The organism is Serratia liquefaciens ATCC 27592, assembly GCF_000422085.1.
Taxonomy (GTDB): domain Bacteria; phylum Pseudomonadota; class Gammaproteobacteria; order Enterobacterales; family Enterobacteriaceae; genus Serratia; species Serratia liquefaciens.
In genome coordinates this window covers 757,570-778,526 of the sequence record NC_021741.1, presented here as the reverse complement: position 1 = coordinate 778,526, position 20,957 = coordinate 757,570, and the positions used below count along the sequence as shown (strand labels likewise).

Annotated in this window: 18 protein-coding genes; 2 read left to right on the top strand and 16 right to left on the bottom strand. The window is 54.3% G+C overall.

The genetic code is table 11. From position 1 onward, the window contains the following. Positions 1 to 12: 12 nt before the first annotated feature. From csrA to pncC, 5 genes are all read right to left on the bottom strand, one after another. Complete coding sequence (gene csrA, locus M495_RS03525) at positions 13 to 198, bottom strand: carbon storage regulator CsrA (protein WP_004091602.1); 186 nt, start codon at positions 196 to 198, stop codon at positions 13 to 15. A 252-nt stretch (positions 199 to 450) separates the two neighbouring features. Further along, positions 451 to 3,078 (bottom strand): alanine--tRNA ligase, encoded by a 2,628-nt coding sequence (gene alaS, locus M495_RS03520; protein WP_020825283.1) that lies wholly within the window; start codon positions 3,076 to 3,078, stop codon positions 451 to 453. A 133-nt stretch (positions 3,079 to 3,211) separates the two neighbouring features. Beyond that, complete coding sequence (gene recX, locus M495_RS03515; protein WP_020825282.1) at positions 3,212 to 3,724, bottom strand: recombination regulator RecX; 513 nt, start codon at positions 3,722 to 3,724, stop codon at positions 3,212 to 3,214. A 64-nt stretch (positions 3,725 to 3,788) separates the two neighbouring features. Next, positions 3,789 to 4,850 (bottom strand): recombinase RecA, encoded by a 1,062-nt coding sequence (recA, locus tag M495_RS03510; RefSeq protein ID WP_020825281.1) that lies wholly within the window; start codon positions 4,848 to 4,850, stop codon positions 3,789 to 3,791. Between the two features lie 112 nt (positions 4,851 to 4,962). Next, a complete protein-coding gene (gene pncC / locus M495_RS03505; protein WP_020825280.1) occupies positions 4,963 to 5,451 on the bottom strand; it encodes a nicotinamide-nucleotide amidase in 489 nt (162 codons plus the stop codon). 250 nt (positions 5,452 to 5,701) lie between these two features. On the opposite strand from pncC, the gene M495_RS03500 reads away from it, so the two are divergent. Further along, a complete protein-coding gene (locus tag M495_RS03500) occupies positions 5,702 to 7,096 on the top strand; it encodes an MFS transporter (protein WP_020825279.1) in 1,395 nt (464 codons plus the stop codon). A gap of 28 nt (positions 7,097 to 7,124) precedes the next feature. Here the strand turns inward: M495_RS03500 and chbG are convergent, their stop codons facing one another. The 5 genes from chbG to M495_RS03475 form a co-directional block, all read right to left on the bottom strand. Further along, on the bottom strand, positions 7,125 to 7,886 hold the full coding sequence (gene chbG / locus M495_RS03495; protein WP_020825278.1) for a chitin disaccharide deacetylase: 762 nt from the start codon (positions 7,884 to 7,886) through the stop codon (positions 7,125 to 7,127). Between the two features lie 153 nt (positions 7,887 to 8,039). Further along, positions 8,040 to 8,888, bottom strand: coding sequence for a transcriptional regulator ChbR (gene chbR, locus M495_RS03490; RefSeq protein ID WP_020825277.1), 849 nt, complete (start codon positions 8,886 to 8,888; stop codon positions 8,040 to 8,042). Positions 8,889 to 8,902: 14 nt separating this feature from the next. Continuing rightward, the gene (locus M495_RS03485; RefSeq protein ID WP_020825276.1) at positions 8,903 to 10,288 is read right to left on the bottom strand and encodes a glycoside hydrolase family 1 protein; all 1,386 of its coding nucleotides are present in this window, start codon (positions 10,286 to 10,288) and stop codon (positions 8,903 to 8,905) included. A 48-nt stretch (positions 10,289 to 10,336) separates the two neighbouring features. Then, a complete protein-coding gene (gene chbC / locus M495_RS03480; protein WP_020825275.1) occupies positions 10,337 to 11,698 on the bottom strand; it encodes a PTS N,N'-diacetylchitobiose transporter subunit IIC in 1,362 nt (453 codons plus the stop codon). A gap of 11 nt (positions 11,699 to 11,709) precedes the next feature. Next, positions 11,710 to 12,027: a PTS sugar transporter subunit IIB gene (locus tag M495_RS03475; RefSeq protein WP_020825274.1), complete on the bottom strand. Its 318-nt coding sequence runs from the start codon at positions 12,025 to 12,027 to the stop codon at positions 11,710 to 11,712. A gap of 780 nt (positions 12,028 to 12,807) precedes the next feature. Here M495_RS03475 and mutS point away from each other — a divergent pair. Beyond that, entirely contained in the window at positions 12,808 to 15,363 is a 2,556-nt protein-coding gene (gene mutS / locus M495_RS03470; RefSeq protein WP_020825273.1) for a DNA mismatch repair protein MutS, read from the top strand. A gap of 82 nt (positions 15,364 to 15,445) precedes the next feature. Here mutS and rpoS read toward each other — a convergent pair whose 3' ends face one another. The 6 genes from rpoS to ispF form a co-directional block, all read right to left on the bottom strand. Beyond that, positions 15,446 to 16,444 carry an RNA polymerase sigma factor RpoS gene (gene rpoS, locus M495_RS03465; RefSeq protein WP_020825272.1) on the bottom strand — a complete coding sequence of 333 codons (999 nt, stop codon included), beginning with the start codon at positions 16,442 to 16,444 and terminating at the stop codon, positions 15,446 to 15,448. A gap of 54 nt (positions 16,445 to 16,498) precedes the next feature. Then, a complete protein-coding gene (gene nlpD / locus M495_RS03460) occupies positions 16,499 to 17,491 on the bottom strand; it encodes a murein hydrolase activator NlpD (protein ID WP_041414221.1) in 993 nt (330 codons plus the stop codon). A 324-nt stretch (positions 17,492 to 17,815) separates the two neighbouring features. Continuing rightward, a complete protein-coding gene (locus M495_RS03455; RefSeq protein ID WP_020825270.1) occupies positions 17,816 to 18,442 on the bottom strand; it encodes a protein-L-isoaspartate(D-aspartate) O-methyltransferase in 627 nt (208 codons plus the stop codon). Then, positions 18,436 to 19,197 carry a 5'/3'-nucleotidase SurE gene (surE, locus tag M495_RS03450; protein ID WP_020825269.1) on the bottom strand — a complete coding sequence of 254 codons (762 nt, stop codon included), beginning with the start codon at positions 19,195 to 19,197 and terminating at the stop codon, positions 18,436 to 18,438. The genes M495_RS03455 and surE overlap by 7 nt, the downstream gene beginning before the upstream one ends. 225 nt (positions 19,198 to 19,422) lie before the next feature. Further along, on the bottom strand, positions 19,423 to 20,469 hold the full coding sequence (truD, locus tag M495_RS03445) for a tRNA pseudouridine(13) synthase TruD (protein WP_020825268.1): 1,047 nt from the start codon (positions 20,467 to 20,469) through the stop codon (positions 19,423 to 19,425). 4 nt (positions 20,470 to 20,473) lie between these two features. Next, positions 20,474 to 20,947: a 2-C-methyl-D-erythritol 2,4-cyclodiphosphate synthase gene (ispF, locus tag M495_RS03440; protein ID WP_004950274.1), complete on the bottom strand. Its 474-nt coding sequence runs from the start codon at positions 20,945 to 20,947 to the stop codon at positions 20,474 to 20,476. Positions 20,948 to 20,957: the final 10 nt, after the last annotated feature.

The window sequence follows — 20,957 nt, the reverse complement described above, 5'->3', positions numbered from 1 at the left end:
GCTGCTTCGAAATCAGTAAGTCGTCTGTTGAGACTTCTCTGCCTGAATGCGCTGATAGATTTCTTCGCGGTGAACTGACACCTCTTTGGGGGCATTCACACCAATACGAACCTGGTTGCCCTTGACCCCTAGCACTGTGACCGTGACCTCATCGCCAATCATGAGGGTTTCACCAACTCGACGAGTCAGAATTAACATTCTTTGCTCCTTGAAAGATTAAAAGAGTCGGGTCTCTCAGTTTCCCCGTCATTATCCATCATATGCTGTGAAAACGTAAGTCATGTAACCCACAATAAGTGTAAGCAGACTTGGTCTCACCTCAGATAATGATAAGTTTAGCCGACCTGAAAAACTTTGTTCCCGTAATTGTAACCAAATTGTGTTAGCACAGTTTAAAAACGCCATAATCAACAATGAGTTATGGCGTTTGTAAGTGCTATTTATTTATATTCACAGTTTCGAGGCCACCCAGGCTTCTACGCTGTCTAATGCCGCCGGCAGGGCACTGACGTCTGTCCCGCCTGCCTGCGCCATATCAGGGCGTCCGCCCCCTTTGCCGCCAACCTGCTGCGCCACGTTGCCGATCAACTCGCCGGCTTTAACCCGGTCGGTCAGATCTTTGGTCACGCCGGCAATCAGGCTCACCTTATCATCGGCCGTGGTAGCCAGCACGATAATTGCGGAACCCAGTTGATTTTTCAGATCATCAACCATGGTACGCAACATTTTTGGCTCGACGTTATCAAGCTTGCTGACCAACAGCGGGACGCCGTTAACCATTTTGGCCTTGCTGGACAATGAAGCGCTCTCCTGCGCCGCCTGCTGATCCTTCAACTGCTGCAGTTCTTTTTCCAACGCGCGAGTGCGATCGAGTACCGCACGCACTTTGTCCGTCAGGTTGTTGCTATCCCCTTTCACCAGGTGCGCAACGTCCTGCAACAAATCATTTTGCTGATGCAGGGTAGCAATCGCACCTTCGCCGGTGACGGCTTCAATACGACGAATACCCGCAGCGGTACCTGACTCGCTCAGAATGCGGAACAGACCGATGTCACCGGTACGGCTGGCATGGGTGCCGCCGCACAGTTCGGTCGAGAAGTCGCCCATGGTCAGTACGCGCACGTTATCGTCGTACTTCTCACCGAACAGCGCCATAGCGCCCTTCTCTTTGGCATCATCCAGCGCCATGACTTCGGTTTGTACCGGCAGGTTGCGACGTATCTGCTGGTTCACTAAGTCTTCTACTATGCGGATCTGCTCCGGCTTCATCGCTTCGAAATGCGAGAAATCGAAACGCAGGTATTTATCGTTAACCAACGATCCCTTCTGCGCCACATGCTCACCCAGCGTCTGACGCAGTGCTGCGTGCAGCAGGTGGGTAGCGGAGTGATTCAGACGGATGCGATTGCGGCGAACGGTATCGATCTGCGCATCAACGCGATCGTTCACTTTCAAGGAACCTTGAGACAGCTTGCCCTGATGACCGATGGCCTGGCCGTATTTCTGGGTATCGCTCACTTCAAAATCGGCGCCAGCGGCTTTCAGCACGCCTTTATCGCCAACCTGGCCACCGGATTCACCGTAGAACGGAGTTTCATCCAGTACCACTACGGCTTCTTCACCGGCGTGGATCTCATTGACCGACTGACCGTCTCGGAACAGCGCGATCACGGTTGATTGCTGCTGCTCGTGGTCATAGCCGCAGAACTGGCTGGCGCCATCAACGCGGATCATGCTGTTGTAGTCTGCGCCGAAACCGCTGGACTCACGTGCACGACGACGCTGCGCTTCCATCGCCAGTTCAAAACCGGCTTCATCCACTTTCAGGCCACGTTCACGGCACACGTCCGCCGTCAGATCGACCGGGAAACCGTAGGTGTCGTAAAGACGGAAGGCTGTTTCGCCATCCAGGGTATCGCCCTGCAGGTTAGCCAGTTCTTCGTCCAGCAGCGTCAAACCACGCTCCAGGGTGCGAGCAAACTGATCTTCTTCAGTTTTCAGTACCTGTTCAACCAAAGACTGTTGACGCTTCAGTTCGTCAGCGGCCGGCCCCATCACTTCGATCAACGGAGCAACCAGCTTGTAGAAGAAGCTGTCTTTCGCGCCCAGCATATTGCCGTGGCGAACAGCGCGGCGAATGATGCGGCGCAGCACGTAACCACGGCCTTCGTTTGACGGCGTCACGCCATCGGACACCAGGAAAGCACAGGAGCGGATGTGGTCAGCGATAACGCGCAAAGATTTGTTATTCAAATCTGCCGCGCCTGTCACCTTGGCCACTGCAGCGATCAGCGTGCTGAACAAGTCGATTTCATAGTTGGAGTTCACGTGTTGCAGGACTGCCGCAATACGCTCCAGACCCATACCGGTATCTACCGAAGGTTTTGGCAGCGGCAGCATGGTGCCGTCGGATTGACGGTTGAACTGCATGAAAACGATGTTCCAGATCTCAATGTAACGATCGCCGTCTTCTTCCGGACTGCCCGGAGGGCCACCCCAGATATGATCGCCATGATCGTAGAAAATCTCGGTGCACGGACCGCACGGGCCGGTATCGCCCATCTGCCAGAAGTTGTCAGAGGCAAAAGCCGCGCCTTTATTGTCGCCAATACGGATAATGCGCTCTGCCGGCACACCAATCTGCTTCTGCCAGATGTCGAAAGCTTCGTCATCGGTTTCATAGACGGTCACCCACAGCCTTTCTTTAGGCAGGTTAAACCAGTTTTCACCGGTCAACAGTTCCCAGGCGAAGCTGATAGCGTCATGTTTGAAATAGTCGCCGAAACTGAAGTTGCCCAGCATTTCGAAGAAGGTATGGTGACGTGCGGTATAACCGACGTTCTCCAGATCGTTATGCTTACCGCCTGCACGTACGCAACGTTGTGAGGTGGTGGCTCGGGAATAGGCGCGCTTGTCCAGCCCCAGGAAAACATCTTTAAATTGGTTCATGCCGGCATTGGTAAACAGCAATGTCGGATCATTGTTAGGCACCAGGGAGCTGCTTGCTACAACCTGGTGGCCCTTACTATGAAAGAAATCGAGAAACGCTTGACGGATCTCAGCGGTGCTCTTGCTCATAATTTTCCCGGAAAGGCTAGAATAACGACACGTGAGCAAGATACGCGACATCCTGACGATGGCATCTAACTCACGAACAAAAAGTGGGGATAAGATAAATTTTCTTCAAGGGGAAGTAAAACCCCGTGTGCGTTCATTGCGCAAAATCACGGTAAATTGACTGAATTTCTTCCTGGAAGAAGCCACGATAGAGCAGATAACGCTGAACTTTGGCTTTCTCTTTCCAGTCAGTTGGCAGTTTGTCGCCAAATTTACGCTGCGCAACCTGTTTAGCCTGCTCACACCAGTCGATATCACAGTCTGCCAGGGCAGTTTGCGTCAGCTCTTTGTCTACGCCCTTTTGCATCAGTTCCGAGCGGATGCGCTGCGCACCGTAACCTTTACGGCTGCGGCTACCGATATAGCTGCGGGCAAAGCGTTGATCGTCCAACCAATTATGCTGATAGCAATAGGCAATCACCTGTTCGATAACGGCAGGATCAATCGGTTCTTCGGAAGACGGAGCAGGTGTGGAGGAGGTAGGCGTTTTGGTGCCAAATCTGGCTTTCGCCATAAATGGCTGCGCCGCAAGCTTGCGGCGCAGTTCAGCTTCACTATGATCGCGTTGCGACAGCAGGCGCATGGCGCGGCTTAGCAAGTCATTCATTATTCAAGCCTGATGTAGTCGACGCCCGTAAACCCATAACGGCATGCACAGGCGTCAGCAGCGATTAAAACTCTTCGCTGGTTTCAGCTTCGTCATCGAAGCCTTCGTCAGTTGCCGCAACCAGTTCACCGTTGCTGTGCAGCAGCAGGTCACGCAGTTTCTTGTCCAACTCAGCGGCAACCGCCGGGTTTTCTTTCAGGAAGTTACAGGCATTTGCCTTACCCTGACCGATTTTATCGCCGTTGTAGCTGTACCAGGCACCGGCTTTCTCGATCATCTTGTGCTTCACGCCCAGATCGACCAGTTCGCCGCGGCTGTTGATACCTTCGCCGTACAGGATTTGGAATTCGGCCTGCTTGAACGGTGCAGCAATTTTGTTTTTGACGACTTTCACGCGGGTTTCACTACCTACGACTTCATCGCCTTCTTTCACCGCGCCGATACGGCGGATATCCAGACGGACTGATGCGTAGAACTTCAGTGCGTTACCGCCAGTGGTGGTTTCAGGGTTACCGAACATCACACCGATTTTCATACGGATCTGGTTGATGAAGATCAGCAGGGTGTTGGCGTTTTTCAGGTTACCGGCCAGCTTACGCATCGCCTGGCTCATCATACGTGCCGCCAGACCCATGTGTGAGTCACCGATTTCACCTTCGATTTCCGCTTTCGGCGTCAAGGCCGCCACGGAGTCAACGATGATCACGTCAACCGCGCCGGAACGGGTTAAGGCATCACAGATTTCCAACGCCTGTTCACCGGTGTCCGGCTGAGAACACAGCAGGTTGTCGATATCAACGCCCAGCTTCTTCGCATAAATCGGATCCAGCGCGTGCTCGGCATCGATAAAGGCACAGGTTTTACCTTCGCGCTGCGCCGCAGCGATAACCTGCAGCGTCAGGGTGGTTTTACCGGAAGATTCCGGACCATAAATTTCAACGATACGGCCCATTGGCAGGCCGCCTGCACCCAGTGCGATATCAAGTGACAGCGAGCCGGTAGAGATCGTTTCTACGTCCATAGAACGGTCTTCACCCAGACGCATGATGGAGCCTTTGCCGAACTGTTTCTCAATCTGGCCCAGTGCCGCAGCTAGCGCCTTTTGCTTGTTCTCATCAATAGCCATTGTTGCTCCTTCGTTACGCAATGTCGGTGTTACCCCACACTGCCACTGAATGTATGTTGTGCAGGAAATGTCACTAATTATACTGTATGGTCATACAGTATCAAGCCTAATTTCACAAAAATTCGTCAAGGGCGGTTTGCAGCGCGAAAATTGTCGCCTGAAGCCGCACTGCATCACGATCGCCGGAAAATTGCATCTTTTGCGCCAGCACGCGTCCTGAGGATTCGGCAAAACCAAACCAGACCGTACCCACCGGTTTTTCCACGCTGCCACCGTCCGGTCCGGCAATGCCGCTAACCGACAGCGCCAGGTTGGCCCGAGCCGCATGCAGAGCTCCCTGAGCCATCTCGCGCACCACCTCTTCGCTTACGGCGCCATGGGCATTCAGGGTCGCTTCCGCCACGCCTAGAAGCTCATGCTTCGCCGTATTGCTGTAGGTGACAAAACCACGGTCGAAATAAGCGGAGCTGCCGGCAATATCGGTGATGGCCTTGGCGATAGCCCCCCCGGTGCAAGATTCTGCACAGGTGATCCACTGGCCATTAGCCTTCAGTTTTTCCCCTACTGCAACGCTGAGTTTACGCAGTTGCTGTTCACTCATAACCTCTCCTTAGCGAATCAGGTATATGCGCCCGATAGTAGCATTTATCAAGCTTATCTGACGCGGCGATGACAGAAATGCGCGACGCTTCGCAGGCGATGCGGTGTTAAGCCTTAACCCAAACTGCTAGTATCGAATGTAACGTTCGGGTTAATGAGCGGCGTTTTCTCACGAGGGATCTCACAGGGTTGTTTTTGCCGCCGGCATGGCCAGCCCATGGCAAACCAGGATAAAAGATTAGGATGATAGAGTGAAAAAAACGTTAGGCGTCTTCTTTCCGTTGTATACCACTACCCTGCTGATGCTGCTGGGTTCAGGGTTACTCACCACCTACATCTCCCTGCGTTTAACGTCTATTCACGTGACCGGCGCGTTGATCGGCGCGATTATTGCCGCCAACTACATCGGTTTGGTGATCGGCGGCAAGGTCGGCCATTTTCTGATTGCTCGCGTCGGCCATATCCGCGCTTACGTTTCCTGCGCCGGCATTATTACCGCGGCGGTGCTGGGACATGGCCTGACGGAATACATCCCCATGTGGGTGGTGCTGCGGCTGATTATCGGCCTGTGCATGATGTGTCAGTTCATGGTGCTGGAAAGCTGGCTTAACGATCAGTCGGAATCCAATCAGCGCGGGATGGTGTTCGGCTTCTATATGGCAGCTACCTATTTAGGCATGTCGTTAGGCCAAGTGGTGCTGATGCTGCAGGCCAACCTCGGCATTACCACTTTGCTGGTGATCGCCCTGTGCTTTGCGCTCTGCCTGGTGCCTATCGCCCTGACTACCCGCACCAACGCACGCCATATGTCACCGGCACCAATGGAGCTACGCTATTTTATCGGCGCCATCCCCAAGGTGCTGGCGACCACGCTGGTCATCGGCATGGTAGTGGGATCTTTCTACGGGCTGGCCCCGGTCTATGCCAGCATGCAGGCACTGACCACCCAGCAGACCGGCTTGTTTATGGCGATATCGATCTTCGCCGGGCTGGTGGCGCAATTCCCGCTTAGCTGGCTGTCGGATCGCTATAACCGTACGCTGTTGATGCGCATCAACGCCATTTTATTGATCGTAGCCGCGCTGCCGCTGGCATTGGTGCCGCACATTGATTTCCCAGTGTTATTAGTGGTGGGCTTTATCGTCAGCATGCTGCAGTTCACGCTGTATCCCTTGGTGGTTGCCCTGGCAAACGATTTGATAGAGCCGGAGCGGCGCGTCTCGTTAGCCGCCTGTTTGCTGATGGCCTTCGGCGTGGGCGCCAGTGTCGGTCCCCTGGCGGTCGGCGCGCTGATAGAGCCGCTGGGTGGGAATACGCTGTATGCCTTCTTTGCACTGTGTGGTGTGCTGCTGGTGGCCTTCAGCCGGACGGTAAAACAAGACGAATCGCAGTTTGTGCAGGATGCGCCATTACCGCACATTCCCCTGCCGGACAGCCTGACCAGTTCGCCGCTTTCTCCGGCGCTGAACCCAACCTTTGATGAACAGATTATCCACGACACCATGCCGCCACCGGAGGCGGCCCCCGATCCGATAGAGCCGCAGGCCAGCGAAGCGTCGGGCGAGGAAGAAGCGGAGCCCCCTGTTCCGCAGGGAGCCGATCCTGATGAAGATACCGGATTGAAAAAGGCCCACTCCATGCTTTAAGCGGCCATCGCTGTATCCGATGGGCTGGTCACAGATCGAGGAAAGATCCCAGACGGTAACCGCGTTCCGCGATGGCGTTTTTCATGCCTGGCGAAGTCAGAACGTCCACTTCGGCAAGCCGCGGGTAGCAATATTTACTCGCCAAAATAGTGTTATCCAGGAACGCCGGGTGGCACATCATCTCCACCGACTTGGCACCACGTTGATCGGCACGATCGAGCACCTGTAAAAACAGCGCTTCGGATATCGATTCGCCATAGAAACCCGCATCAAACCACTCGGTACTGCGGTCATAACGCAATGGGATATCTTGCCGTTCAACCTCCTGACGCCCAATACGCAGCGGGATGGCACGGAACTGAGCAAATGCCTCGACCAGCGGGTAAATCTGCGGCAGCATATGCACGTGATGATGGCTGTCGATATGCGTCGGCGCTTTGCCAAACACCGCCATGAACCTGTCGTATTGGCTCACCAACTCATCGTGGATTTCGTCCATGCTCAGCAGCCCAGACTCTGCCCTTTCCCATAACCACTTGCCCAGCTCTCCGCGTTCGTTAACCAGCGAAGACATGGCCGTCAATGGATGCCCGTGAGTCAGCACAAAATGCAGGCCGATCTTCAGCCCAGGATAAAGCTGGCTGAGGCTGGCGGCATGCTGTACGTCCGGGCTATTCACCATTGCCGTAGTTGAAGTGACCACCCCATAGTGAAACGCCTCAATCACCCCATAGTTCTGTCCCTTGCTCAGACCAAAATCGTCGGCATTCACTATCAGTAACTTTTCCATTTTGGCATCCATTTAACAAATTTTTGGCAAGGGAATACCGTCCGTCAGGTACGGCAATTCCCCTTCGCTTACGCAAAGAAATTTATTTCATCAGGCTATTGGCGGCCTGAAAGGCATTCGGAATATCGGCGTTAATGCTTATCGGGAGCGGCCCTAAACAGGGCCGTAGAACTTTTTTCGGTAATTACCCGGCGTCACTTCGGTGAGTCTCTTAAAGTTTTTAATAAACAGGCTCACGTCGCCATAGCCAGAGTCGAAGGCAATATCCGAAACCGAATAGTTGGTGACTTCAAGCTGCGTTTTGGCAAAGTTGATGCGGATTTCATTGATCACCTGCATCGGTGTTTTATGGTAATAGCGTCGCATCGCCCGGGTCAGGTACTCCTGCGTTTTTCCCGACAACTCCACCATATTGAGCAGCGCCTTTTCACCAAACATGGCTTTATCATGCATGCCGGCCAGGGTGTTTTTCAGCCACTGCGGGATATCGTCCCCCTCGCCGCTCTCTTCCTTATAGTGACGAATGCGGCTGATGATATAAAAGGTCAGCGTTTCCAGGAATTCGGCAAAATCATCCTCGCGAAACTGCGGGGAACCCACCACCGACTCGATATAAGCCAGGAATTCACTCTTCAGGCTGTAGGCCTGGGAGGCGACAAAACAGCGTGGCAACTGCTGCAAATAGTTCTCTTCGAAGAACACCTTGCCAACCGCCACGTTGAAGATTTTCGCGGCGCCGAACTCATAAAAGCTCTGATGGCGCGAACCAATGGGGATGAAGACAAAATCGCCCCGTTCCAGCAGCACGCGCTTGCCGTTGATCTCCTGATAACATTTGCCGCTCAGGACGATGGTGAATTCATAGTAGTCATGCTGATGCAGCCCAGTGGCGCTTTCCACCTTGTTATAAATGAACAAATGGAAATCTTTGCAGTTAAAGAAATCCTGCTCCCGAATCAGCTTAACGTCGTTCGCATTCAGCGAAACCAGGTTCTCAGACATCGCATGCGCTCCCGTTAATCAAAGCCGTTCTGCCGGGCCGTCTCGGCAAACCAATAGCCACTCTTCTTCAACGTGCGCTGTTGGCTCTCCCGCTCCAGCCGAACTAACCCGTAGCGATTCTTGTAGGCATTAAGCCAGGACCAGCAGTCGATAAAGGTCCACAAATGATAGCCTTTGCAGTTGGAACCCTCCGACAGCGCCTGATGCAGCCATTTCAGATGATCGCGGATAAAGTCGATTCGATAATCGTCCTCTACCCGCCCAGTAGGGCCGATAAAGGCCTCTTCACCCTCTACGCCCATGCCGTTTTCTGAAATATAGCAGGGAATGTTGCCGTAGTTTTCCTTCAGATCCATCAGGATGTCATACAGCCCTTTTTCATAGATCTCCCAGCCCCGATGCGGATTGATCTTGCGGCCAGGCATGTCGTAATAGCTGAACAGATCTTCCGGCATCGTCACGGGTGCGTCGGCCCGGTAGCCTTCTTTCGCTTTAACCCTGCGCGGTTGATAGTAATTGACGCCCAGAATATCCACCACGCCGTCGGCAATCAGCTGTGCGTCCTCCGGTGCCGTTTGTGGCAACAAATCATTGGCGCGCAGTAAATCAACCAAATCTTGCGGATAACGCCCTTTGGTCACAGGATCAAGGAAGCTTTTGTTCAGCAACAGATCCGCATGATGGGCGGCCACGCCATCTTCCTGGCTGTTCGAACGCGGATAGGTCGGGCTCAGGTTCAAAATAATGCCTATCGCGCCTTGGTGGCCCAATGCCCTGAACTCCTTCACCGCTTTGGCATGGGCCAGCACGCTGTGATAAGCCACCGCGACTGCCCTTTTAAAATCAACCACGCAAGGATAATGCAGGTCGTTCAGATAGCCCGCTTCGACCGGCACAATCGGCTCGTTAAAAGTAAACCAATGAGTGACCCGATCGCCGAACAGGCTGAAACAGGTTTTGGCGTAGCGGGCATAGGCTTCCACCACCGCCCGGCTTTCCCAGCCGCCTTTTCGCTGCATGCACATCGGCATGTCGAAATGGTAAAGGTTGATAAATGGCGTAATGCCCTCAGCCAGCAGGCCATCGATAAGCGCGTTATAGAAAGCGACGGCTTTCGGGTTCACCTCGCCTTCCCCGTCCGGGATCAGCCGTGACCAGGAAATAGAGGTTCTGAAGGTGTTATGCCCAAGCTTTTTTAACAGTAGGATGTCTTGCTGGAAACGGTCATAAAAGGTGGATGCCTCGGACGGACCGACCTGATGATGAAAGCGTTCTGGCGCAATGTCATACCAGTAATCGAAGATGTTCTGACTTTTGCCATCCCGTGCAGAGGCCCCTTCCGACTGCGGCGCAGAGGTCGCGCTTCCCCACCAGAAATCGTCAGCAAATTGATATTTCATCCAAACGCCCCTAAAACCGGGGCAGCAAGGGCTGCCCCAAACTGACAGTTAGAATTTCAGCGCCTTGGCGATGTCTTCTTCGCTTTCGGTAGCCTGATCGATCTGGCTCTGCGCCTTGTTGGATATCATCACAAACGGCAGGTAAATCAAGGTCGCCACGCCCAGGTTGAAGAAGCTCAGCAACATGGCGACGATACTGCCGTTAGTATTGAAGAACGCCCCCAGGCCTACCGGCATGGTCCAGGGGGCAATGTTGGTGATCGGCGGGATCATTCCGGTGTAATAGGCCACCGTGGTGATGATCGTCAATACCGGTTGAACCAGAATGAACGGGATAAACATCACCGGGTTCATGATTACCGGCAGGCCGAACAGGATAGGTTCGTTAATCTGGAAGATGCCCGACGGGGTAGCCAGCTTGGCGACCTGGCGATAGTCTTCACGGCGCGAGGCGATAAAGATGGCGATAATCAGCCCCAGCGTAGAGCCGGTGCCGCCCAGATAGATATAAGAGTCGACGAAAGGTTTCGCCCACATATGGAACTCTTTGCCGGCGGCAACGGCGGCTTCGACCGAACCATACTTGTTGTAAAGCTCTACGTTTTCCAGCGCGAATGGCGTCATGATGCCGCTGTCCAGCGCGGCCAGTGCCATAGAGCCATGCACCCCGAAGAACCACAGCAGCGAGGAGAACATCACATACACCCAGCCGACAACGCTGCCCATTTTCGCCAGCGGAGCCGAGATGCTGTCCATGATGATTTGGTGGAAGTTGGTTCCCCACAGCGTCAGGCAATAGGCAATCACGCCCATGATCGACAGGATCAGGAACCCGGGGATCAGTGCGGAGAACGAGCGAGACACGGAAGAAGGTACGCTGTCAGGCAGGCTGATGACCCAGTTGCGGCGCACCACAAAGGTAAACATCTCCGCCACCACCAGGCCGATCACCATGCCGGAAATGATGTTGGCACCGCCAAGCCAGTTAGCACCGACGGCATAAGCCTCACCAACGCTGAACGGCGTTACCGTCATAAAGGCGGCAACCGCCAGTAGCGCGGCCGCCAGCGGGTCAACCTTACGCTCCTCCGCTAAAGCCATACTGATAAAGAAGGGCGTCATTAGGGACATAATCCCCAGGGTGCCGTTATAAACGCTGCCACCGATGGTCTTCAGGCTGTTTAGCGTTTCAATGGTGGACGCATCCAGCCGTACCCCCAATGAAAAGAAAAACGAGCCTTCGCCGAAACTGAGGAATACGTTGTTGATCAGAACGAACATCGCCCCGGTCAACGTCAGCGGCATTAATCGAATGAACCCGTTTTTGATGGCATTAACATGGGGCTGTTTACCAATTTTCACGGCAAAAGGCAGTATGACCTTTTCCAACGAGGCAATTAACGTATTCACGGCAGACCCCTTTATTGGTTAGCTTTTTTTATGGTGGCGACCGCGGCCTTCAACACCCCAAGGCCATCAAGCTTGCCGTATAAAGCGGAATCGATCACTTCGACGGGCTTATTGGGCAGCTGTTTTTGTACTTCAGCTAACGTATAGGCAATCTGTGGCCCCAGCAGGATCAAATCTGCCTCTGCGCCCTTTTCCGCTGCCAGCGCTTCGGGATAAGCGGCAATGATCACTGGCACTTCGTACTTCTCGGCCTGCGCCTTCATTTTTGAGACCAGCAGAGAAGTCGACATACCGGCAGAACAAAACAGATAGATTTTTTTCTTTTCCATACCCAATCCCTCAAGATAATCAAAAAAGCCCCGTGTCATTTGTTTGCCAGATGCAATAGCGATTGCCTCGCGCACATTCCTTATGAAAATTTCCGTTGCTCTGCCCTGGTTGCGAACAGTATACGGAGGCATCGGAGCGGACCGGTAAGCCATCGGCGTAAAGAACCGTCTCTCCTTGACCTTCCCGATTGACCCTCTTCACATTTTGCATAAAAAATTAGTGTGACCGGGCTCACAAATAACCTTAAATTACCGAATTAATTCATCGAAAATAAACAAATACCAATTATAAACAATACGTTATAAACATGCAGAGTATTTATGGATTATTCTTCTCGCGGGATCGTGCAACGGGGGATAAGTGAGCACAGAATAGTTCGCCCTTGATTAGAACTGGTCATCAAGGGAAGGCGTCGAGACCGAAGGAAAAGCGGATGGGAATGAGGTGATTTCTGAGCAGATACGCTTGGTTTTTAGAGCCAGAACGGGGATTGTAACGCCTTTCGTTCATTACAAACCCAGTTTGCGTAAAGCTCCCCATTTTTACCTGTGACAGCGGATTGCCCGCTGGGCTAGTATAGCGTCGGTATAAAAGCTTATTGATCCCCATCGTTGGTAGCCGCGGCGCCCTCCGTTCCGTTTGGGACTGGTTTGATCAATGGCTTTACCTCGCCCTGCGACCGCCTGCAGGCGTGATTTTTGTAACACGGCGTGATCCCTAATGATGAAAAACAACGTCAAAACTCATTTCAAATTCAATGGATTGGAAACAGTAATCTTATGAATAGCACCGACAAGCTCGATTCACACACGCCGATGATGCAGCAGTACCTGCGCCTCAAGGCTCAGCATCCCGAGATCCTGCTGTTCTACCGCATGGGCGACTTTTACGAGCTGTTCTATGATGATGCCAAGCGCGCGTCCCAACTGCTGGATATCTCGCTGACCAAACGCGGTGCCTCAGCAGGGGAGCCTATTCCCATGGCCGGCGTTCCCCATCATGCGGTGGAAAACTATTTAGCCAAACTGGTGCAGCTTGGCGAATCCGTTGCCCTGTGCGAACAAATCGGCGATCCGGCCACCAGTAAAGGTCCGGTTGAGCGCAAAGTGGTGCGTATTGTCACGCCTGGCACCATCACCGACGAAGCCTTGCTACAGGAGCGTCAGGACAACCTGCTGGCCGCCATCTGGCAAGACGCACGTGGCTTTGGTTACGCGACGCTGGATATCAGCTCCGGCCGTTTCCGCGTTGCCGAACCAGCAGATATTGAGACCATGGCGGCCGAGTTGCAACGCACCAACCCCGCCGAGCTGCTTTATCCCGAAACCTTTGAACAGATGTCGCTGATTGAACAGCGCCATGGTCTGCGTCGTCGCCCGCTGTGGGAATTCGAACCGGAGACCGCCCGTCAGCAGCTTAACCTGCAGTTCGGCACTCGCGATCTTACCGGCTTCGGCGTTGAACAGGCCCATCAGGCACTGCGTGCCGCCGGCTGCCTGCTGCAGTACGTAAAAGATACCCAGCGCACCTCATTGCCGCACATCCGTGGTATCACCATGGAGCGTCAACAGGACGGCATCATCATGGACGCCGCCACCCGGCGTAACCTCGAGCTGACCCAGAGCCTGTCCGGCGGCACTGAAAACACCCTCGCGGCGATCCTCGATCACAGCGTCACGGCCATGGGCAGCCGCATGCTTAAGCGCTGGCTGCATATGCCTACTCGTGACATCAAGGTACTGAATGATCGTCAGCAAGCCATAGGCGCACTGCAGGATCTGTATGCTGAACTGCAACCTTCTTTGCGTCAGGTCGGCGATCTGGAACGTATCCTCGCCCGTCTGGCGTTGCGCAGCGCACGTCCGCGCGATCTGGCACGCATGCGTCATGCCTTCCAGCAGCTACCGGATATCCATGCGCTGTTAAAAGGCGTAAATACTCCGCATGTGCAGCACCTGCTGTCCCAGGTGGGTCAGTTTGATGAACTGCAGGACTTGCTAGAACGCGCCGTGGTGGAAGCCCCGCCGGTGCTGGTTCGCGACGGTGGCGTTATCGCCCCCGGCTACAACAGTGAACTGGACGAATGGCGAGCCTTGGCCGATGGTGCCAGCGACTATCTCGACCGTCTCGAGATCCGCGAGCGCGAAAAACTGGGGCTGGACACGCTGAAGGTCGGTTTCAATGGTGTTCATGGCTATTACATTCAGGTCAGTCGCGGGCAAAGCCACCTGGTACCGATCCATTACGTACGCCGTCAGACGCTGAAAAACGCCGAACGCTACATCATTCCCGAACTGAAAGAGTACGAAGACAAGGTGCTGACCTCTAAAGGGAAAGCACTGGCCATCGAGAAAGGTCTGTACGAAGAACTGTTCGATTTGCTGTTGCCGCATCTGGGTGAGTTGCAACAAAGCGCGGCGGCATTGGCAGAACTGGACGTGCTGGCCAACCTGGCTGAACGCGCCGAAACGCTAAACTACGCCTGCCCGACCATGAGCGAGCAGCCTGGCGTGCGCATCACCGAAGGTCGCCACCCGGTGGTGGAGCAGGTGTTGAGCGAACCCTTTATTTCCAACCCGCTGTCACTGTCGCCCCAACGCCGAATGTTGATCATCACCGGCCCTAACATGGGCGGTAAAAGTACCTATATGCGCCAAACGGCGCTGATCGTACTGATGGCCCATATCGGCAGCTACGTGCCAGCAAGCAAGGCAGTCATTGGCCCGGTCGATCGCATATTTACCCGCGTAGGTGCAGCGGACGATCTGGCTTCCGGCCGCTCCACCTTTATGGTTGAGATGACCGAAACGGCCAATATCCTGCATAACGCCACCGAACATAGTCTGGTGTTGATGGACGAGATTGGCCGCGGCACCTCGACCTATGATGGTTTATCCCTGGCCTGGGCCTGTGCCGAAAATCTGGCCAGCCGCATCAAGGCCATGACCTTGTTCGCCACTCATTACTTTGAGCTGACCACTCTGCCGGAAAAAATGGAAGGCGTGGTTAACGTGCATTTGGATGCGCTTGAGCACGGTGACACCATCGCCTTTATGCACAGCGTGCAGGACGGTGCCGCCAGCAAAAGTTACGGGCTGGCGGTTGCCGCACTGGCCGGGGTGCCACGTGAAGTGATCAAACGCGCACGCCAGAAATTGCGTGAACTGGAGGCTATCTCCAACCATACCGCCAGCGGTACCGTTGACGCCACTCAGATGACGCTGCTGAATGAGGAAACCTCACCGGCGGTTGAAGCACTTGAGGCTCTGGATCCGGATTCATTGTCTCCGCGCCAGGCACTGGAATGGATTTATCGCCTGAAGAATATGGTCTAGCTCGACGTATAAATAACTGGCATAAAAAAACGGTGAGCATGATGCTCACCGTTTTTATTTTGATGCGGTTCAACTGCCGACGTTACTCGCGGAACAGTGCCTCGATACTCAGGCCCTGCATCTGCAGAATTTCACGCAGGCGGCGCAAACCTTCAACCTGGATCTGACGTACTCGCTCGCGAGTCAGGCCAATTTCGCGGCCCACATCTTCGAGCGTCGCCGCTTCGTAGCCCAACAGGCCAAAGCGACGCGCCAGCACCTCACGCTGTTTGGCGTTCAGTTCGAACAGCCATTTCACGATGCTCTGTTTCATGTCATCGTCTTGCGTGGTGTCTTCCGGTCCGTTGTCTTTCTCGTCTGCCAGAATGTCCAGCAACGCTTTCTCCGAATCCCCACCCAACGGCGTATCCACAGAAGTGATACGTTCGTTCAGGCGCAGCATACGGCTGACGTCATCCACCGGCTTGTCGAGTTGCTCTGCAATCTCTTCAGCGCTCGGTTCATGATCCAGTTTGTGAGAAAGCTCGCGCGCGGTGCGCAAATAGACATTCAATTCTTTAACTATGTGGATAGGCAAGCGAATGGTACGGGTTTGGTTCATGATCGCCCGTTCAATCGTCTGCCGGATCCACCAGGTAGCGTAGGTCGAGAAACGGAAACCGCGTTCTGGGTCAAACTTTTCCACTGCGCGGATCAGACCGAGGTTGCCCTCTTCAATCAGATTCAGCAGCGCCAGGCCGCGGTTGCTGTAGCGGCGGGCGATTTTCACCACCAACCGCAGGTTGCTTTCAATCATTCGGCGGCGGGACGGCACGTCACCGCGCAGTGCACGCCGCGCAAAATAAACCTCTTCCTCTGCGGTAAGCAGCGGAGAATAACCGATTTCGCCCAGATAGAGCTGCGTCGCATCCAATACGCGTTGGGTCACGCCTTGTGACAACAACTCTTCTTCCGCTAGATCATTCTCACTGGCCTCTTCTTCTACCAGTGCTTTTTCGTCGAATGATTCCGCTTCCGTTGCGTTCTCGTCGAAATCCGCATCATCATGTAACTCGTTAACTTTCAGCGTATTTTGGCTCATATGCTGCTCCTACCCGTGATACCGCGAGCAGAATAACAGCGTATTCTGCCCAATCTATCGCTGCGGAAGATAACGCAGCGGGTTTACGGATTTCCCCTTGTAACGAATTTCAAAATGCAAACGTACTGAACTGGTTCCGGTGCTACCCATGGTGGCTATTTTTTGACCCGCCTTCACTTCTTGTTGTTCCCGGACCAGCATTGTGTCGTTGTGAGCGTAGGCGCTCAGGTAATCATCATTGTGTTTGATGATGATTAGATTACCGTAACCCCGTAAAGCGTTGCCTGCGTACACTACACGACCATCGGCGGTAGCGAAGATAGGCTGCCCACGAGACCCGGCGATATCGACACCTTTATTCCCACCTTCTGATGAGGAAAAGTTATCAATAATCTTCCCGTCAGTCGGCCATCTCCAGGTACTTACCGGAGCGCTGTTGCTGACGGTGCTGCTCACTGGAGGAGCAACAACCGGTGCGGTAACAGGGGCTGTTGCGGTAGTTGCCGCCACTGCGCCTGCTGCAGGTAACATCTTACCTACATTCTGTTTACCCGAATTATCAGAATACGCGTTAGTTGATTGAGAATCAACCGTTGCAGTTTGTATCTGGGAGGTCGATGGTGGCTTAGGTACGCCGCCGCTGGTTGCGTCTGTCGCCGCCAGCATGCCGCCATTTCCGGTAGCCGAACCATTACCAAGCTGAATGTTTTGACCCACATTCAGACTGTAGGGTTCAGGAATATTGTTACGCTGAGCCAGGTCACGGTAATCATTTCCGGTGATCCAGGCGATGTAAAACAGCGTGTCTCCGCGCTTAACCGTATAGGTATTACCGCTGTAGCTCCCTTTGGGGATCGAAGTATAACTGCGGTTGTAAACAATGTGTCCCTCAGAGCCCACCTGCGCCCCAGCATTGCTGGATGCAGCGGCTCCGGCACCACCGCCGCCCACGCTACTGATAGGGGCCGATGTCGACGCATTGTTCGAACAACCCGCCAACCACAAACTTACCATCGTACACACCGCAACCCGGCGTAATGTAATCATTGGGCTTCCCGTGCTCATGCTTCCCCCATGACAGCAATATCAGCGATATATCCAAAATACCCTTTACATCGTAGCTGAGCTTTTAACATTCTCTACGTTCCTACAATGAAAGGTGCCCGCGGCCGATTTCTGAACGTCAGAAAACCTCATACCGGAGCCTCAAAACAGCGCGCCATGCTAACCACATTAGCGCTGCTGCACCATAAGACAACTACGCAGAAAGGCAATTGTATTGAAAATTAGTTTTATTGAAACGCTAAAACCTTAACCGGAGGTGATGAAAGTGCAACAGATTTCATATCCTGTCGAAAATTCAGACAATCGCTAGGCCAGTTCGCCTTTCACCAGTGGTACAAAGCGCACCGCTTCGACGATATCGATAGTAAATTCATTCCCCTGGCGCTGAATACGCTTGAGGATCTGAGCCTGCTCACCGACCGGCAAAACCAAAATACCGCCGTCGTCTAGCTGTTCCATCAACGCCGGGGGGATCTCCGGCGGCGCGGCGGTGACAATAATGGCATCGAACGGCCCCCGCGAAGCCCACCCCTGCCAACCGTCACCGTGACGAGTAGAAACATTGTGAAGGTCGAGTTGCTTCAGGCGACGTTTCGCCTGCCATTGCAATCCCTTGATACGCTCAACGGAGCACACATGCTGCACCAGGTGCGCCAGTATGGCGGTCTGATAACCGGAACCCGTGCCGATCTCCAATACCCTGGATGTAGGCGTCAGGTTTAAGAGTTCGGTCATCCGTGCCACCATATAAGGCTGGGAGATCGTTTGACCTGAGCCGATAGGCAGCGCCGTATTTTCATAAGCTTTGTGTTCAAGCGCTTCATCAACAAAGCGTTCACGCGGCACTGCCTCAATGGCCCGCAGTAATCGTTCGTCCTGGATCCCTTGTTGACGCAGTTGCGTCAGCAATGTTTGCATACGCTTGTTCACCATTCCCCGCCAACCCCTGCTTTGGTTAACCACGTTTTTACTACATCCTGGGCCGCATAAGCGGTCAAATCCACCTGCAAGGGTGTAATCGCGACATAACCCTGTTCTACCGCAGCGAAATCCGTGTCCGGCCCGACATCAAACTTATCACCCGGAGGCCCAATCCAGTAAAGGTTTTGCCCACGAGGATCCTGTTGGCAGAACACTTTGTCGGCCGGATGGCGACTGCCGCAGCGGGTCACGCGAATGCCTTTGATCTCGCCCAACGGCAAATCCGGCACGTTGATATTCAGAATTTTTCCAGTGCGTAACGGTTCACGCAACAGGGCACGCAGCACCCGGCAGGTGATCGCCGCCGCGGTAGCATAATGCTGATGGCCGTTCAACGACACGGCTAGCGCAGGCAAGCCCAAATGGCGCCCTTCCATGGCGGCAGCCACGGTGCCGGAGTAGATCACGTCATCGCCCAGATTGGGGCCGGCATTGATACCGGAAACCACGATATCCGGCGCAGGTTGCATCAGGGCATTCACTCCCAGGTATACGCAATCGGTCGGTGTTCCTTGCTGTACGGCGATATCCCCATTGGGCATCGTCAGGGTGCGCAATGGGGATTCCAACGTCAGCGCATTGGAAGAACCGCTGCGGTTACGATCGGGTGCCACAACCTGCACCTCAGCAAACTCTCGCAGCGCTGCCGCCAGCACCTGAATGCCTGGGGCGGTAACACCGTCGTCATTACTCAGCAATATCCGCATAAGAGGTTGTCTTCTTTTTATCTCTCAACCAGGCACCGCTCAACGCAGCCTGGGATTTAACTACTCGGTATGACCGCCCAAAAGGAGGCGCTTAATCAGCAGATATTATGTTTACTGCCCCCGCCATGTCCAGTGACCATGGGAAAAGGCAGGGAACTCAAGGCTGAACCGCCACGAGTCATTCTTCTGGCGAAAAAAAACCTGCTTGCGCAGGTTTCTTGATTATTACTCGCTAATATCCGCATCGCTACTGTCCTGCCGCATAATTTCGCGCACCACGCTGGTGGCGAAACTGCCGGCCGGCAGCCAGAAACGCAGTTCGACGGTGGCATCGTCCCACCAGTCCCACTGCATATCTTTCGGCTGTAACAGCAAGGCTCGGCGGGCCGGATCTACGCGTTCGCGCTTTAAAAGCGACATCAGCTCCGGCTGTTCCAGCAGACACTGCTGTTCAAAGCTCAACGCTTCCCCGGCGGTGCCCGGTTCGCCATCACCGGGTAAAGGAGCGGTGATCATCAGCTCACCGGCTTCCAGGCGTTGCTGCAACGCTTCCAGCTCTTCCGGTTTGGCAACAAACCAACTGCCACGACCGCTAAGTTGAAGGGCATCCCCTTCCAGCACGGTATGTTGCTGCTGATTGGCCAATCGCCGGCTGGCGATCAGGTTAAACAGCGCGCTGCGACTGGCAGAAAGATAAAAGCTACGCTTGCTGCGTTCTTTCACCCGGATCTCGTCATTCGCCCAACGTCGCGCCATCACCAGGTTGTTACCGCCGCGCCCAAAGCGCTGACTGCCGAAGTAATTCGGTACACCGCCGGTCTCAATCGCCTGCAGACGTTGTTCTACATCCTGACGATCGGAGATATGACGCAGCACCAGAGTAAAGGCATTGCCTTTCAAGGTGCCAATCCGCATTTTGCGCAGGTGCCGGGCGCTGGCCAGCACTTCACAGCCTTCCAGTGAGAACTGGGTAAAGTCCGGCGTCTCTTTCCCTGGCAGATGCAAACAGAACCACTGTTCGGTTACCGCATGACGATCTTTTAAGCCCGCGTAGCTGACGGAGCGGGCATGAATACCGGCAAAGCGCGCCAGGTAATCGGCGACGAACTGGGTGTTACAACCGTTTTTGCGGATGTTCACCAGCACGTGTTCGCCTTCGCCATCCGGCTCAAAGCCCAGGTCTTCCACCACCACGAAATCTTCCGGGTTGGCCTTCAGCACGCCGGTGCTTTGCGGCTGGCCATGCAGCCAGGTCAGGTTAGCCATATCCATGCGCTTATTCCTTGATCAACAAGGCAACCGCTTCGCAGGCAATACCCTCACCACGCCCGGTGAAACCGAGTTGTTCGGTGGTGGTAGCCTTAACGTTAACGTCGTCCATATGGCATTGCAGGTCTTCCGCCAGGAAAATGCGCATCTGCGGGATATGCGGTGCCATCTTAGGGGCCTGGGCAATAATAGTGATGTCCAGGTTGCCCAGACGATAGCCCTTGGCGCGGATGCGTTTCCAGGCTTCGCGCAACAACTCGCGGCTATCGGCACCTTTGAAGGCCGGGTCAGTATCCGGGAACAGCTTGCCGATATCCCCCAGCGCTGCCGCGCCCAGCAGGGCATCGGTCGCGGCGTGCAGTGCTACGTCGCCATCAGAGTGGGCCAGCAAACCTTTTTCATAAGGAATACGAACGCCACCGATCACCAACGGGCCTTCGCCGCCAAATTTATGTACGTCAAAACCGTGGCCGATACGCATGATGCGCTCC